General features: G+C 68.0%; 15 protein-coding genes and 1 pseudogene. 8 read left to right on the top strand and 8 right to left on the bottom strand.

Annotated elements, in window-relative coordinates; translation table 11 throughout:
- The first annotated feature begins 97 nt into the window (after positions 1-97).
- The 3 genes and pseudogenes from AB0M11_RS20780 to AB0M11_RS20770 all read left to right on the top strand — a co-directional run.
- On the top strand, positions 98-1,165 hold the full coding sequence (locus tag AB0M11_RS20780; RefSeq protein ID WP_365707488.1) for an IS110 family transposase: 1,068 nt from the start codon (positions 98-100) through the stop codon (positions 1,163-1,165).
- Between the two features lie 237 nt (positions 1,166-1,402).
- The gene (locus tag AB0M11_RS20775; RefSeq protein WP_365707486.1) at positions 1,403-2,728 is read left to right on the top strand and encodes an IS110 family transposase; all 1,326 of its coding nucleotides are present in this window, start codon (positions 1,403-1,405) and stop codon (positions 2,726-2,728) included.
- A gap of 66 nt (positions 2,729-2,794) precedes the next feature.
- Positions 2,795-3,037 (top strand): annotated as a pseudogene (locus AB0M11_RS20770) (transposase); the annotation flags it as partial.
- 31 nt (positions 3,038-3,068) lie between these two features.
- On the opposite strand, the gene AB0M11_RS20765 reads toward AB0M11_RS20770, so the two are convergent.
- The 7 genes from AB0M11_RS20765 to AB0M11_RS20735 all read right to left on the bottom strand — a co-directional run bounded on the left by AB0M11_RS20765 (position 3,069) and on the right by AB0M11_RS20735 (position 7,915).
- Positions 3,069-3,326 (bottom strand): hypothetical protein, encoded by a 258-nt coding sequence (locus AB0M11_RS20765; RefSeq protein ID WP_365707484.1) that lies wholly within the window; start codon positions 3,324-3,326, stop codon positions 3,069-3,071.
- A gap of 203 nt (positions 3,327-3,529) precedes the next feature.
- Positions 3,530-4,231 carry an SDR family oxidoreductase gene (locus AB0M11_RS20760; protein WP_365707482.1) on the bottom strand — a complete coding sequence of 234 codons (702 nt, stop codon included), beginning with the start codon at positions 4,229-4,231 and terminating at the stop codon, positions 3,530-3,532.
- 215 nt (positions 4,232-4,446) lie between these two features.
- Positions 4,447-5,283, bottom strand: a complete 837-nt coding sequence (locus AB0M11_RS20755; protein WP_365707480.1) for an alpha/beta hydrolase — start codon at positions 5,281-5,283, stop codon at positions 4,447-4,449.
- A gap of 293 nt (positions 5,284-5,576) precedes the next feature.
- A complete protein-coding gene (locus AB0M11_RS20750) occupies positions 5,577-6,137 on the bottom strand; it encodes a hypothetical protein (protein WP_365707478.1) in 561 nt (186 codons plus the stop codon).
- Between the two features lie 130 nt (positions 6,138-6,267).
- Positions 6,268-6,717 (bottom strand): SsgA family sporulation/cell division regulator, encoded by a 450-nt coding sequence (locus AB0M11_RS20745; RefSeq protein ID WP_365707476.1) that lies wholly within the window; start codon positions 6,715-6,717, stop codon positions 6,268-6,270.
- A 119-nt stretch (positions 6,718-6,836) separates the two neighbouring features.
- Positions 6,837-7,271, bottom strand: a complete 435-nt coding sequence (locus AB0M11_RS20740) for a universal stress protein (RefSeq protein ID WP_365707474.1) — start codon at positions 7,269-7,271, stop codon at positions 6,837-6,839.
- Positions 7,272-7,414: 143 nt separating this feature from the next.
- On the bottom strand, positions 7,415-7,915 hold the full coding sequence (locus AB0M11_RS20735; RefSeq protein ID WP_365707472.1) for a cupin domain-containing protein: 501 nt from the start codon (positions 7,913-7,915) through the stop codon (positions 7,415-7,417).
- Between the two features lie 212 nt (positions 7,916-8,127).
- On the opposite strand from AB0M11_RS20735, the gene AB0M11_RS20730 reads away from it, so the two are divergent.
- Positions 8,128-8,700 (top strand): TetR/AcrR family transcriptional regulator, encoded by a 573-nt coding sequence (locus AB0M11_RS20730; RefSeq protein WP_365707470.1) that lies wholly within the window; start codon positions 8,128-8,130, stop codon positions 8,698-8,700.
- 101 nt (positions 8,701-8,801) lie between these two features.
- On the opposite strand, the gene AB0M11_RS20725 is transcribed toward AB0M11_RS20730, so the two are convergent.
- A complete protein-coding gene (locus AB0M11_RS20725) occupies positions 8,802-9,371 on the bottom strand; it encodes a TetR/AcrR family transcriptional regulator (RefSeq protein WP_365707468.1) in 570 nt (189 codons plus the stop codon).
- A gap of 647 nt (positions 9,372-10,018) precedes the next feature.
- Between AB0M11_RS20725 and AB0M11_RS20720 the strand changes: the two genes are divergently transcribed.
- The 4 genes from AB0M11_RS20720 (at position 10,019) to AB0M11_RS20705 (ending at position 13,067) form a co-directional block, all read left to right on the top strand.
- Entirely contained in the window at positions 10,019-11,038 is a 1,020-nt protein-coding gene (locus AB0M11_RS20720) for an alcohol dehydrogenase catalytic domain-containing protein (RefSeq protein WP_365707466.1), read from the top strand.
- An 85-nt stretch (positions 11,039-11,123) separates the two neighbouring features.
- A complete protein-coding gene (locus tag AB0M11_RS20715) occupies positions 11,124-11,960 on the top strand; it encodes an alpha/beta hydrolase (protein WP_365707464.1) in 837 nt (278 codons plus the stop codon).
- Between the two features lie 355 nt (positions 11,961-12,315).
- A complete protein-coding gene (locus AB0M11_RS20710; RefSeq protein WP_365707462.1) occupies positions 12,316-12,594 on the top strand; it encodes an SDR family NAD(P)-dependent oxidoreductase in 279 nt (92 codons plus the stop codon).
- Positions 12,591-13,067 (top strand): SDR family oxidoreductase, encoded by a 477-nt coding sequence (locus tag AB0M11_RS20705; protein ID WP_365707460.1) that lies wholly within the window; start codon positions 12,591-12,593, stop codon positions 13,065-13,067. Before AB0M11_RS20710 ends, AB0M11_RS20705 begins: the two co-directional genes overlap by 4 nt.
- Positions 13,068-13,084 lie beyond the last annotated feature (17 nt).

Below are 13,084 nucleotides of genomic sequence, written 5' to 3'. Positions count from 1 at the left end.
CAGCCCGGCCAAAGGTCCCATCACTGTCTTGTCCGTCTGCCCGACCGGCGCGCGTGCCGCCCCTCACGTGCCGTACGGAAGGACAGCAGACACCAGCATGGCAGCGGATGAGATAGCCGTCATCGGCGGGATCGACACCCACACCGACACCCACCAGGCCGCAGTCATCGACACGGTCGGCCGTCACCTGGCCACGGAGCCGTTCACCACCAGCCCGGCCGGCTACCAGCAGCTACTGGACTGGCTGCGCTCGCACGGCGAGGTCCTCGCTGTCGGAGTGGAGGGGACCGGCGCCTACGGAGCCGAGCTGGCTCGCTTCCTGACGGCGAACGGCATCACCGTCGTGGAGGTCGACCGGCCCGACCGTAAGGCCCGAAGGGACAATGGCAAGTCCGATCCCGTCGACGCCTACGCCGCAGCAACGGCCGTGCTCTCGGGCCGCGCCAAGGGGACGCCGAAGTCCCGCGACGGCATCGGCGAGGCCATCCGCGCCCTGCGGGTAGCCCGCAGTTCGGCCATCAAGGCCCGCACTCAGGCCATCAACCAGATCCGCACCCTGATCATCACCGCCCCTGCCGAAGTGCGCGAGCAGTTCCGGGGAATGCCCGCGGTGGATCTGATCGACCACCTGGCCCGCTCCCGTCCCGCCGGCGATCTGGCGGACCCAGCCTGCGCCGTCAGGACGGCTCTGCGGCGTCTCGCCCGTCGTCACCGGGCGCTCAGCCAGGAGATCGCCGATGCGGACGCTGAGCTGAAGGCCCTGGTGACGAGGGCCGCACCTCAGTTGGTCGCCCTGCCGGGTGTCGGTCCCGAGAGCGCCGGACAGCTCCTGATCACCGCTGGTGACAACCCCGAGCGGCTGAGGTCCGAGGCATCCTTCGCGCACCTGTGCGCGGCTGCACCCATCCCAGCATCTTCCGGCCGTACGAACCGGCACCGGCTCAACCGCGGAGGCGACCGCCAGGCCAACCGGGCTCTGCACACCATCGTCATCGTCCGCATGCGACACGATCGCCGAACGCAGGAGTACGTTGCCCGCCGCACCGCCCAGGGCATGTCGAAGAAGGACATCATCCGTTGTCTGAAACGGTTCGTCGCTCGAGAGGTCTATAGACACCTGCCTCGCCCGCACATCACGCCTCGACACCTTCAGCCGACTACTTGACGATCTATAGGAGTCGACCGTTCACCTGCGGTGACGCCCCGCAGGCGTGAAAATCGGTACAGGGGCTGTCCGCCGACGCCGCTTGATGTTTGGGCTGTGAGCCCGCATAGGAGTCTGGTGAGGGAGTCGTCCGAGGGGGCCGCACACTGTCGCCTTGAGCACGCCGATCAGCTTCTCTGTTACCCCTTTGGCTTCCCGGGCAGCCCCTGCCTGCGCCACTGCAACAGGGGGCATGTCATGGAGGAGTTGAGAGAAGACCACGACGACGGGACGGTCGCGCGGGTCGCGGCGATCGACATCGCCAAGGCAGCCGGGATGGTCTGCCTGCGTGTCCCGCACGACACCATCGAGGGCCGGCGCGTTCAGAAGGTCTGGACGGTCACTTCGACCACCAACGCGATCCTCGAACTCGGCGACACGCTGGTCTGCCAGGGTGTCGAGCGGGTGGTCATGGAAGCGACGGGTTCGTACTGGCGTCCGTTCTTCTATCTGCTGGAGGCCCGCGGTCTGGACTGCTGGCTTGTCAACGCGCGCGATGTGAAGAACGTCCCCGGGCGCCCGAAGACCGACAAGCTGGATGCGGTCTGGCTGGCCAAGCTCGCCGAACGCGGCATGGTTCGGGCCTCCTTCGTCCCTCCGAAGGCCGTGAGGCAGCTGCGGGACTTCACCCGGACCCGCACCGTGTTCGTGCAGGAACGCACCCGACACAAGCACCGCGTCGACAAGGCCCTGCAGGATGCGCAGATCAAACTGTCCGGCGTCGTCTCGGACCTATTCGGCATGTCCGGACGGGCCATGCTCGACGCGATGGTCGCCGGCGAACGCAACCCACGCACCCTCGCCGATCTCGCCAAGGGCAACCTGGTCAAGAAGAAGCCCTCCCTCGTCGAGGCCCTCACCGGCCAGTTCGAGGACCATCACGCCCGGCTGCTGCGGGTGCTACTGGGCACCGTCGACCATCTCACCGCGCAGATCCAGGAACTCGACCGGCTCATCATCCGCACCTTGGAGGAGATCACCACCCCGCACGACGGTCCCGTCAGCGATACGTCCGGTGACGTTGTAACTGCTCGCGTCCTGGCCGAGAAGCTGGACGCCGTCCCCGGCATCGGACCCGCCACCGCACAGATCATCCTCGCCGAGATCGGCGCGGATATGAGCCGCTTTCCCACCCCCGAACACCTCGTTTCGTGGGCCAAGTTGTGCCCCCGGACGATCCAGTCCGGGGCGAAGAACACGTCGGGTCCGGCCGGGCAGGGCAATCCCTGGCTCAAGGGGGCGCTTGGCGAGGCTGCCAATGCCGCTGCACGGACCGACACCTTCCTCGGTGCCCGCTATCGCCGCATCGTCAGACGCCGCGGCCATGCCAAAGCTCTGGTCGCCGTCGTCCGCTCGATACTCGTCATCTCCTGGCACCTGATCGACGCCCCGGACGCCTCCTACCAGGAGCTCGGCGCCGACTGGCACCGGCGGCACCTCGACCCCGCCCGCAAGACCCGCGATCTCGTCCGCCAGCTCCAGGCCCTCGGCCACCAGGTCGCCCTCACCCCGACATCATCCTGACCGCCCACCCACCGACATCCGGTCCGCAAGCGGCCCGGATGCTGCCGCCTGCCCTCCCGGACATCGATTTTCCGATCAGCTTCCAAGCGGGTGCTGGAGTCCGCGCTGGAGGGTGAGCTCACTGATCATCTGGGGCACGAGCCCGGTGAGCGGGCCGAGGGCGGCCGGGAGAACTACCGCAACGGGCACCGGTCCAAGACGGTGATCACCGAGTCGGGGCCGGTCGAGATCGCGGTGCCGCGGGACAGGGCCGGATCGTTCGAACCGCAGCTGGCCAAAAAGCGCCAGCGGCGTCTGGGCGGCGTGGACGCTGATAGTTGCTGCTGGAGGACTACGGCTATCAGCTGCATGGGTGCATCCACTGCAGTGCAAGGCCATCGCCTCCGCCAGGCTCAAGTACGACAAGGTCGACGCCGCCACGCTGGGCTGGCTGCTGCGTGCGGACCTCCTGCCGGAGGCGTGGATCGCGCCGCTGGAGGTGCGCCAGCAGCGCGCCCTTCGACTGCGGTCGCACCACCGCCGCCGGAGCACCGGTAGCGGTGTAGATGTGCCGCAGAGCCGCATGGCGCGAGTCGCCGGGACGGATGATGTCGAGCATGGCGGATGCCTTACTGGGCGGGTTGATGAGGCGGGAGGAGGGCCGAACGGTGGGGGCGGCGAAGTAGCTCAGCACCTCGGCGGACACTGAGGTTTTGCCGCACTCGGCGGCTGCTGCTCCGGTAATCCACCTGCCATATCAGGCGGATTACCCTTTGCTGATGCGTCAGCGAACGCACCTGTGGGCCCGGCGGCCCGCGGGCGTCACTTCACGAGTTGCGGGTAAAGGGTCTCGATGTCCGCGGCCAGCCCCGCCTTGACGCGCCGGGACAGGTCGTCGGCGAGCACCTCGTACGCTCCGGACTCGACCCCGTCGATGGCGAGCGCGGCGACATCCTTCGGGCTGGACTTCGCCGCGTCGACGCCTGCTGCCATGTCGGTGTCGACGTAACCGACGTGCAGACCCGTCACATCGATGCCGCGCGGTTTCAGCTCCAGCCGCAGGGAGTTCGTCTGTGACCACAGGGCCGCCTTGGACGCACTGTAGGAACCGGCGACACCGATCCAGGAGAGGACGGAATGGACGTTGAGAACGTGGCCGCCGCCGTTGGCCTCGATGACCGGAACGAAGGCACGGGTGACCTGCAAGGGGCCGTAGAAGTTCGTCTCGAACTCGCGCCGGATGTCCTCGATCGGCGAGGTGAGGAACGACGCCTGCACCGAGACGCCCGCGTTGTTGATGAGTACGGTGACGTCCCGCGCCTGCTGGGCTGCTGCGGCCACCGACGCGGGATCGGTGACCTCCAACGCCAGCGGCACTACGTCCGGGTTGGTCACCGAGCGAGGGTCCCGTGCCGTGGCGTACACCTTGGCCGCGCCACGCGCCAGCACCTCTTCGACCAGCGAGCGTCCCAGTCCGCGGCCGCCGCCGGTGACAAGGACCACTGCATTTTCGAGTGATGTCATGTCCAGCTCCTCAGGAGAACCCGTCGTCCCCGAAATCCCAACCGACCGTCACGGTGGCACACGTATGACACTGATACGTAGAGACGACGCACACGTCATGAGACATGTGCTTGGCGGGTTCGTCAAGTTACCGCATACGTATATAGACGTCTGTGGGCAGGCCCGCGTCCCTTTTGTGTGGGGTCCTGGCGTCGCCACACGGGTGCGAGATGCCCTCAGCGCAGGAAATCCAGGATCTCCCGCGCGAACTCTTCGTGGTGCTGGAACAGGAAGCCGTGTCCGGAGTCCGGGTATGTATGCACGCGGGCGTTGGGCAGTGAGCTTCCGAGCAGCTGGAGTGCGGGGGGCGGGATGACCAGGTCGTTGTCGCCGCCCGCGACGAGTGTAGGCTGCTCGATCGCGTCGAGTCTGCGCAGCGCGTCCTGATCGGGCACGCCCCATTCGAGTATGGCCTCGTACTGGGCTTCCCGGGCGTCCGCGCTCACCGGCAGATCCCGGTCGTGCTCCCGCTCCATGGAGCGTCCGAGGAGTTCCAAGCCGCTGCGCTGACTGGACTCGGTGTGGTTGAAGAAGGTGTACAGGTAGTCCTGGGCCCGCAGCTGGTCGAAGTTGACGTGGGCGAGGACGTCGTCCCGCAGTCCGTGGATGCCCGGGGCGCCGCGTGGGGCGGTGGCCGCGAGGACGAGCCGACGGACGGCGGTCGGCTGGACCAGGGCCAGCTCCTGGGCTGTGTAGCCGCCCATGGAGAACCCGAGCACGTCCATGTGCCGCACTCCGAGGGCCTGGAGGAAATCCATGGTGTCGAGGGCGGTGTTCCGGATGGTCCGGGGAGTGCTGCCGTTGCTCAGCCCGACGCCGGCGTTGTCGAAGGCGATGACATCGCGTTCCGTCGCCAGCGCGTCCACCAGAGCGGGATCCCAGCTGTCCAGCGTGCCGCGGAAGTGCTGGAGAAGAAGCAGCGGAGGCTGTGCGTTTCTGGGACCGCACCGGCGGTAGGCATAGGTGATGCCGTGGGCCGCTCCGACCTTGCGGTTCGGCGTCTCTATGTACATGTGGGCTCCTGCGCCGGTGAAGTGCTCAGGGGTAAGCGGTGAGCACATGGACCACGTCGAGTTTGACGCCGTCCCGGGCGCCGGCCATCAGCCATTTGACTGTACGCGGCTCTTGCGGGCGGTGGAGCGCGGACGATGCCCCACGGTCACGGTTTGGGAGCGGGCGCGTGTCTGCCCTCCGGGCGTGCCGAGTCTTTGCGCCGTACGGGCAGGACCGGCAAGAAGCGAGACTGGTCGGCGGCCGACGACGAAGGTGCGCCTCGGCCGCTCTGCAGGTTTCTGTCCGGCCGGGGTCAGTGCTCGCCCGGAACGGCACCGGCCGGTGTGATCGGGGTGTACATGACCGACCGGTCCTGCTTGTGGCGCTGGACGAGGCCCTTTGCGACGAGTCCCTCCAGAGTGTTGCGCACGACCTGGGGGGTGGGGACCCGATCGGGATGTGCCTTGATCAGCTCTTCGCGCAGCTCCTGTGCCAGGCGCGGCCTGTCGTGCTTCTTGACCAGGTCCAGCAGAAGGTCCCCGAGGAGAGGGCGCCGCGCGGCACGTCCCCGGGGTGCCTTGTCCTTGCGCGATGACCCACGCACGGCGGCTCTGGCCGCGCGCGGATGCGACGTGGACTTCTCCTTGGCGTCCGTGCTCGGTGCCTTCTCCGGCTCAGTGGCCCGAGCCTGCTCCGGCACAGTGGTGGAGTGCTCCGCGAGGTTGAGGATGTCCAGGAGGAGCTTCTCCTCCTGGCGCAGGGCGTCGAGCTGACGCTGCAGCTCTTTCTGCTGCCGGTGGTTGTCCTCCAGGTCGGACGCGGCCTGCTCCATGTATCGCGACCGAACCGTGGCGGCGGCTGACTTGGTGGGCACAGCCTTCACTCCCTTGCATGTGGATGACCTGGGCATGGTACTCAGGAATGCCCACATGTGACGAGCGGGAGGAAGACATGCGACTGCGACCGCGGGTGACACGTGGCGGGTCCGGGACCGGCGCACCTCGTCAGGCGGGCGGAAGGGGGACCCTGGTGAGGGTGTCCCAGTCCAGCAGGGCGTCCTCCTCACCGGCGGGCACGAGTTCATAGGTGTGTTCCAGCCACCGGTGCACTTCGGTCAGGTCGGCCGCGAAGGTTGCCCTTCCCCGCGGGCGCTCCAGTCTCAGGTACAGCAGGGGAGTGGCGGACCGTGCGCGTGAGGGCCAGACCTTGAAGTCGCCGTCTCCGCTGAGGCCTTTGACGCCGGCGCTGAGGACATCGCGCCCCACCACCCAGGTGACGGGGGTGCCCCCGGACACGCGAAGCTCAAGGTGCACGGCGAGTGGATCGTCGGCGCCGTACCGGAACGCACATTCGACTGTGCTGGCTTCTGGCGGCGCCGACAGGAGGTGGAGGCTGGTGCGCAGCTCCGAGAGCGGCGTCCGCGCGTCGTTGCTGCGGTCGAGTCTGTCAGTCATGCACCCGGTGCCCTCTGCGTCGATGCCTGCGGCCCCCACCGGGGCCGCCTGAGCCCGTCGGCAGCGGACTCGGGCGGCCCCGGCATCTGCTGTGACGCAGAGACGGGAACCGTTTGGTGCTACTGGTTGGGAAGCGTCACTTCGGGAGCCAGCAGAACGGCGATTCCGTTGGTGTGCGCGACCGCGTCACTGACCCGCGGGTTGAAGAAGGCCGCGATCGCGCCACGGTGGTGGGGGCTGACGACCAGCAGGTCTGCCTTGAAGTCCTCCGCCGCAGCGGAGATGACGGAGGGCACCTGGTTCGTCAGGCTGTGGGCCAGGTGCCCTTCTGCCTCCAGACCAAGGCTGCGGAGTGTGGTCAGAGCCTCCTCCAGAATCGCCTCGCCCTGGTCTTCTTCCTCCAGTTTCACGACGGTGTCGCCTGCGACCATGGACGTCACGACGTGAAGCACGTGGACTGCGGCGTTCGCCGAGCGGGCCAACTCGCCGGCCATCAGGAGCGCCGTCTTCCGGGCGGCACTGGGATCGATGGCCACCAGGATGCGTTCGAACACGGCGTTCTTCCTCTCTGCGACCGCTGCGGCCGGGGCTTGGCGGTGTGGGACGTACGGCGGGAAGGCGGCTCCACCTCCAACTGAACAATATGACTGGTCATCTTAGAAGTCAACGGCGGCCGTGGCCTCCTGGCGATGCCGGGTCAGGGCAGCAGTGGCGGCCCGACGATCTGGATGCCGTGTGCGGCGGCGAGCCGGGTCAGTTCCTCCGGGCCGGGGCCCGGGCCGGCCTCCGTGGGCACGGTGCCCTCGAACGGTACGCCCACGTCCGCCACGAACGCGTCGAAACCTCCCCCCGGAGTGTGCAGCGTCAGAAAGCGGGCCGTCGGGGAGGTCACGACGAAACCGTGCGCCAGTCCGCGCGGCAGCAGCGCGAGTCCGCCCGCCCCTACGCTTCGTATCTCGTTGCCGACCTCCACCCGCACAGTGCCGTCCAGGATGAGAAATGTTTCCTCGTCGGACTCGTGCAGGTGAAGCGGCGACATGTAGCCGCGTTCACCGGTGTGCTCCAGCAGCGCGTAGGCGCCCGCGGTATCGGCGGCCCGCGCCCGCATCCGTACGAGACCGCCGAGGAACCGTACCGCCTGCTGGGTGTCGGGGTCTGTCAGGACGGGGGATGTGATGTTGCCGGACAGGGAAGTCACTGCTCTCCTCGCTTCCGTTCGGTTCGGGTGGCATTCGAGCAGAGAGCGCAGCGAGCCGTCCAAGACGGATGCGTCATCGCCTCATGCCGGATCGGCATGCGCCGACCCGTGCCCGTGCGCCAAGATCACAGCGGCGGTACCCGTCGGATCGGACGGAAATCTGCAGTTCATGGACTTTTGACAATCTCAAGCAGACCGGCCATATTGAACGTATGCCTCAGGTGAGCGTCAGGGGAAAGCTGGTCGAACACGCGGAGACCGTGTTCCGTCGTCAGGGCTTCAATGGCGCCAGCGTCGCGGACATCACCAATGCGGCGAATGTGCCGAAGGGCTCCTTCTACAACCACTTCAAGAGCAAGGAAGAACTCGCCGCCGAGATAGTCCGCCGCTACAGCCGCGGGACGGATGTGAGCATGCTCGGCACCGAGGGTGTCTCGGCGATGGAGCGGTTGCGCGCGCACTTCACCGCACAGGCCTCGCGTACCAACTCCACCGGTGTCGAGTACGGATGCCTGCTGATGACCATGGCGAGCGAGGGACCTGTGGTCGGTGACGAGGTCGGGACGGTCGTTCGCCGCAGCATCGCCGCGTGGATCGGCGTACTGGCCCCGGTGATCGAGGAGGGGCAGCGGTCGGGTGAGATCACCTCAGAGGAGCCCGCGAGCGACCTCGCTGCTTTCCTGATCGACGCTTTCGAGGGCGCGGGCCTGCGCGGCAAGGCGACACAGGACGAGGCCGCCGCAATGCGCTCCCTGAACCTTGCCCTCAACGCCATCAAGGCTTGACCCCGGCATTCCTTCTGCGAGTGGCATGATCAGCCCCACGCTGTTCTCTCTCCGTGTGCGCCGTACCGTGCCCGAGGGGCGTACCGGCGCCCTCTCGACCGTCAGGGGCGCAGAGCCTCGAGGGCGATGCTCATCTCCTCGGCCAAGTGCGCGTGATCAGCCGCGGTCCTGGCCCGTAGCGTGACACCTTCGAAGAGGTCGAGCAAGAAGGCGGCCAAGGCGGCGGCGGGCCAGGCCGTGGTGATCTCGCCGGACGCCTGACCGTCCACGATGGTGGCGGTCATGGCATCGGTCCAGCTGTCCAGGGCCTCCCGAACCGCCTCACGGACTTTCTCGCCGGCATTGACGCCATCACTGGCCAAGGTGCCGAGCAGACATCCGAACTCGATCCCGGAGCTGCGGATACGCTCGACCTGCGCGGTCAGGTGTCTTTGCAGGCGCTCCAGAGCAGGGCCCTGACCTTCAAGCACCGAGTAGTCGGTGGCCCGCGCGTAGCGCAGGACGATCACGACGGCGAGGTCCTGCTTGCTGCGGAAATGGTTGTAGAAGGACCCCTTCGGCACGCCTGCCGCCTCGGTGACATCCTGGATGCTCGCACCACTGAACCCCTTGCGGCGGAAGACGTCCTCAGCATTGTCGACCAGTCGTTCCCGGACACTGATCTGTGGCATGTTCTCCGCTCCTCGGCGGTACGTAGCGGTACGGCTGGCGCGTCCGCGAAGCAGTGACTGAGCGGCGGTCGCGGTCGGCCGAGCGACGTCGGTGCCGTGAGGCACCGTCAGGGGTACGCCCGCGACGAACCTGCTCCCATGTCACCGGTCACTGCTTCGACGACAGTCGTGGGAGGGGCGTCCTTACGACTGTCACGGTGTGACCGGTGTCGGTGAGCGTGGCGAAGCTGTCACCTGAGGTGTGCCCCGCGTCCCTGAGACCGGGCCCCCGCCGGCGGTGCGGCGTATGCCCTCCGCCAGGAGGTTCGGCCGGCTGCGGCCGGAACAGAGGGGACCGGTGGGGCGAGACACGTCGACGTGCCACTGGACATCTCTCATCCCCTCTTCGTCGTGGGCCGCTCACCGCTCCGGACGGTCTCGCGGTCTGGTCCTGGTCGCGCACGCCATGAATGTGTCCGGTCGTCTTGGGAAAGTCAAGTCACCCCCTACGGCGAGCTGTCCTTCGGTATGAGTGCCGACCTGCGGTCAAGAGTGTGGCCACAAAGATTCCACTACCGCTCGCGATGCTGGGACCGATGGCCGGGTGGGACACACACGGACCATGCGCTTCCCGCACACATTTAGTCTTCCCTCACACGGAGTTGCTCATGACCACGTATCGCGCAGTCGAGGTCGCCCCGGACGGGAGCCTTCGTCTCACTGAGCGGGAGCTGGTCCCGCCGGGTCCGGGGCAGGTGCGTATCCGGGTGGAAGCGTGCGGCATCTGCCACAGTGACTCGATCGTCGTGCATCCGCATGACGAGGGGGAGACCGGGCGGGTTCCCGGGCATGAAGCCGTCGGCCGCGTCGACGCTCTCGGTGAGGGCGTCACGGGGTGGAGCGTGGGCGACCGGGTGGGTGTGGGCTTCCTGGGCGGGCACTGCGGGGTGTGCGCGGCATGCCGACTGGGTGACTTCGTCGGCTGCACCGACCAGCCCTACACGGGTGTGCATGTCGACGGCGGCTACGCCGAGTACATGTACGCCCGGCAGACCGGCCTGGTGGCCGTGCCGGAGGAGATGAGCGCCACCCGGGTGGCGCCGCTGCTGTGCGCCGGGTTCACCGTGTACAACGCCCTGGTCGACAACGTACGGCAGTCAGGCGGTCTGGTGGCCGGTGACCTGGTGGCCGTGCAGGGCATCGGCGGTCTTGGGCACCTGGCCCTGCAGTACGCGCGTGCGCTGGCACTGCGGGTGGTCGCGATCGCGCGCGGGGCCGACAAGGAGGAACTGGCTCTCGGGCTGGGCGCGCACCACTACCTCGACAGCAGGGCGACGGACGCCGCCGAGCAGCTGACCAAGCTCGGGGGTGCCCGGATGGTGCTGGGCACGGCGGCAGGCGGGGACGTGAGCCCGCTGCTGGGTGGCCTGGCCCGCCGGGGCCGGCTGGTCCTGGTGGGGGTGTCGCCGGAGCCGGTCCGTGTCGCGCCGCGTCAACTGATCTTCGACGCGGTGCAGGTGTCCGGCTCCCTCACCGGAACCTCGGCGGAGAACGAGCAGAACCTGGCCTTCGCCCAGGCGCATGACGTGGCACCGATGGTGGAGCAGGCGTCGCTGACCGACGTGCAGGCGGCCTACGACCGGATGCTGCGCGGCGAGGCGCGGTTCCGCATGGTCATCGGCATCTGACGGCGGCGTACGTACGTCCGCCCCGCCGCAATCTCACCGGTACCCCTGGAACGGGGCACCGTCTTTCACGAACTGGAGTCGTTGCATGTCTGCTTATGTGGCCGATGCGGCCGAGACCCGTTACGTCGAGGGGCCGCTGGGGGAGCGTTTCGCGTACCGCAGGTTCGGCCGGGCGGGCGGCCGTCCGCTGCTGATGCACATGCGGTTCCGTGGCACCATCGACCACTGGGACCCCGCCTTCCTTGAGCCGCTGGCTGCCGAACGCGAAATCATCGTCTTCGACAACCGGGGCGTCAGCCTGTCCACCGGCAACCCGCCCGCCTCCATCGAGGACATGGTGGAGGGCTCCCTGGCCTTCATCCACGCGCTCGGTCTGACGGACATCGACGTGCTGGGCTGGTCCATGGGCGGCATGGTCGCCCAGGGGGTGGCGCTGGCGGCTCCGGAGATCGTCCGTCACCTGGTGGTGGCGGGCAGTTCGGCCGGCGGTGTACCGGACCTGCCGCCGCCCTCGGCCCGCACCCAGCAGATCATGGCCAAGCCGGTCAACGCTGCCGAGGACTTCCTCTCCCTGTTCTTCCCCGAGACCGAGGAGGCGACCGCCGCGGGCCGGGCGTCCCTGGAGCGCCTGGAGCACCGGCTGAAGGACTCCCAGGCGGTCGTCGGCCCCGAGGCGGTGCGTGGCCAGTTGGGTGCCATCAGCTCGTTCAAGGGCTACTGGCACCGGCAGGAGGAACTGACCCTGCCGGTCTTGGTCGCCAACGGCGCCCACGACGTCATGATCCACGCCTACGCCACCTACATGATGTCGCAGAAGCTCCCCGACGCGAAGGTGATCCTCTACAGCGACGCCGGGCACGGCTTCCTCTTCCAGCACCCCGACGACTTCGCCCACGAGGTCAACCGCTTCCTGTCCGCCTGAGTCCTGGTACTGCCGGGTGGGGGACACTCCGCCCCCGCCCGGCCCCCTGGCGGACGCCGTTTCGGTCGTACCGCGGCACGACTGTCCACGCGACAGCCTCACCGGTCCGGAGAACGGTTCCTCGATCAGCAGTTCGCTGATCACGTCGGCCAGCCGGGGGCCTCCCCAGGTCAGCGCGGCGTCCACGCGGTGCCGGACAGGGGCACCCGGCTGTTCGCCACCGCCGGACACCTGCTGAGCAACAGCGCGCGCATGCCGTTGTCGATCTGTCGCGAGGTGGATCCAAGCCGGTGAGTCGTGAACGCGGGCGAACCTTTTCCCGGTTACGTCCATCGCGGAGAGGAGAGCGTGTCCGATGAGCGAGACCTCTGAAGAGCGGGTCTTGGTGGGCCGCACCGTCCTGGTGGCCGGAGCCACCGGCGGGATCGGCGAAGGTGTGACACGGGCCCTGCTCTGTCATGGTGCGAGGGTGGCGGCCGCGGGCCGCGACGAGGAGCGGCTGGCCCGCCTTGCCGCATACGTCGGGGACACCGGTCCTGGCGCCCTGGTGACCGAGGTGATGGACGTCGGTGACGCGATGGCTCGGGCGTGCGGGACCGGTTGGCGGTCTTCGGGCCCCTGGACGGCGTCGTGATCACGATCGGCGACTGGGGGAGCCCGGAACGCACGGGGATTCTGGATACGTCGTCGGGGGAGTGGGAGCGGATGATCGCCGCCAACCTGACGAGTCACTTCCACGCGCTGCGCACTCATACCCCGTTGCTGAAGAAGGACGGAGCGTTGGTGCATCTCAGTGGCTGCAGCCCCGAGATCCCTTATCCGTTCTCCGCGCTCGTCAAAGCCACCAACGCGGCGAAGAAGTCCCTGGTGCGCTCCCTCAGCGCCGAGTTGGACGGCTCGGGCCCGAGGGTCCACGAACTCGTCATCGGTCCCAATTGCACGCGTCCACGGGCGGCCATCGGAGCGGACAACCCCGGATGGTTCAGTGCCGAGGATATCGGTCGGCATGCGGCCCGTCTGATCGCCGGTGACGGCCCGTACGCCGAAGCACCGCTCCAGTACCTGATCACCCGCGTGCAGGGAGTACGGACCTCGCCGCCGCAATGACCTCCGCGACGGCCCTG

This window comes from Streptomyces sp. NPDC051987 (assembly GCF_040680735.1).
Lineage (GTDB): Bacteria > Actinomycetota > Actinomycetes > Streptomycetales > Streptomycetaceae > Streptomyces.
Note: the sequence above shows the minus strand (reverse complement) of the source record. Positions and strands in the feature narration are given on the sequence as shown.

What these genes read in the sequence shown, in the direction of transcription:
- AB0M11_RS20730 (WP_365707470.1), top strand. Translation starts at nt 8,128, where the DNA reads ATGCCTCAGGTGAGCGTCAGGGGAAAGCTGGTCGAACACGCGGAGACC.
- AB0M11_RS20725 (WP_365707468.1), bottom strand. Translation starts at nt 9,371, where the DNA reads ATGCCACAGATCAGTGTCCGGGAACGACTGGTCGACAATGCTGAGGAC.
- AB0M11_RS20755 (WP_365707480.1), bottom strand. Translation starts at nt 5,283, where the DNA reads ATGTACATAGAGACGCCGAACCGCAAGGTCGGAGCGGCCCACGGCATC.
- AB0M11_RS20780 (WP_365707488.1), top strand. Translation starts at nt 98, where the DNA reads ATGGCAGCGGATGAGATAGCCGTCATCGGCGGGATCGACACCCACACC.
- AB0M11_RS20775 (WP_365707486.1), top strand. Translation starts at nt 1,403, where the DNA reads ATGGAGGAGTTGAGAGAAGACCACGACGACGGGACGGTCGCGCGGGTC.
- AB0M11_RS20745 (WP_365707476.1), bottom strand. Translation starts at nt 6,717, where the DNA reads ATGACTGACAGACTCGACCGCAGCAACGACGCGCGGACGCCGCTCTCG.
- AB0M11_RS20760 (WP_365707482.1), bottom strand. Translation starts at nt 4,231, where the DNA reads ATGACATCACTCGAAAATGCAGTGGTCCTTGTCACCGGCGGCGGCCGC.
- AB0M11_RS20710 (WP_365707462.1), top strand. Translation starts at nt 12,316, where the DNA reads ATGAGCGAGACCTCTGAAGAGCGGGTCTTGGTGGGCCGCACCGTCCTG.
- AB0M11_RS20720 (WP_365707466.1), top strand. Translation starts at nt 10,019, where the DNA reads ATGACCACGTATCGCGCAGTCGAGGTCGCCCCGGACGGGAGCCTTCGT.
- AB0M11_RS20715 (WP_365707464.1), top strand. Translation starts at nt 11,124, where the DNA reads ATGTCTGCTTATGTGGCCGATGCGGCCGAGACCCGTTACGTCGAGGGG.
- AB0M11_RS20765 (WP_365707484.1), bottom strand. Translation starts at nt 3,326, where the DNA reads ATGCTCGACATCATCCGTCCCGGCGACTCGCGCCATGCGGCTCTGCGG.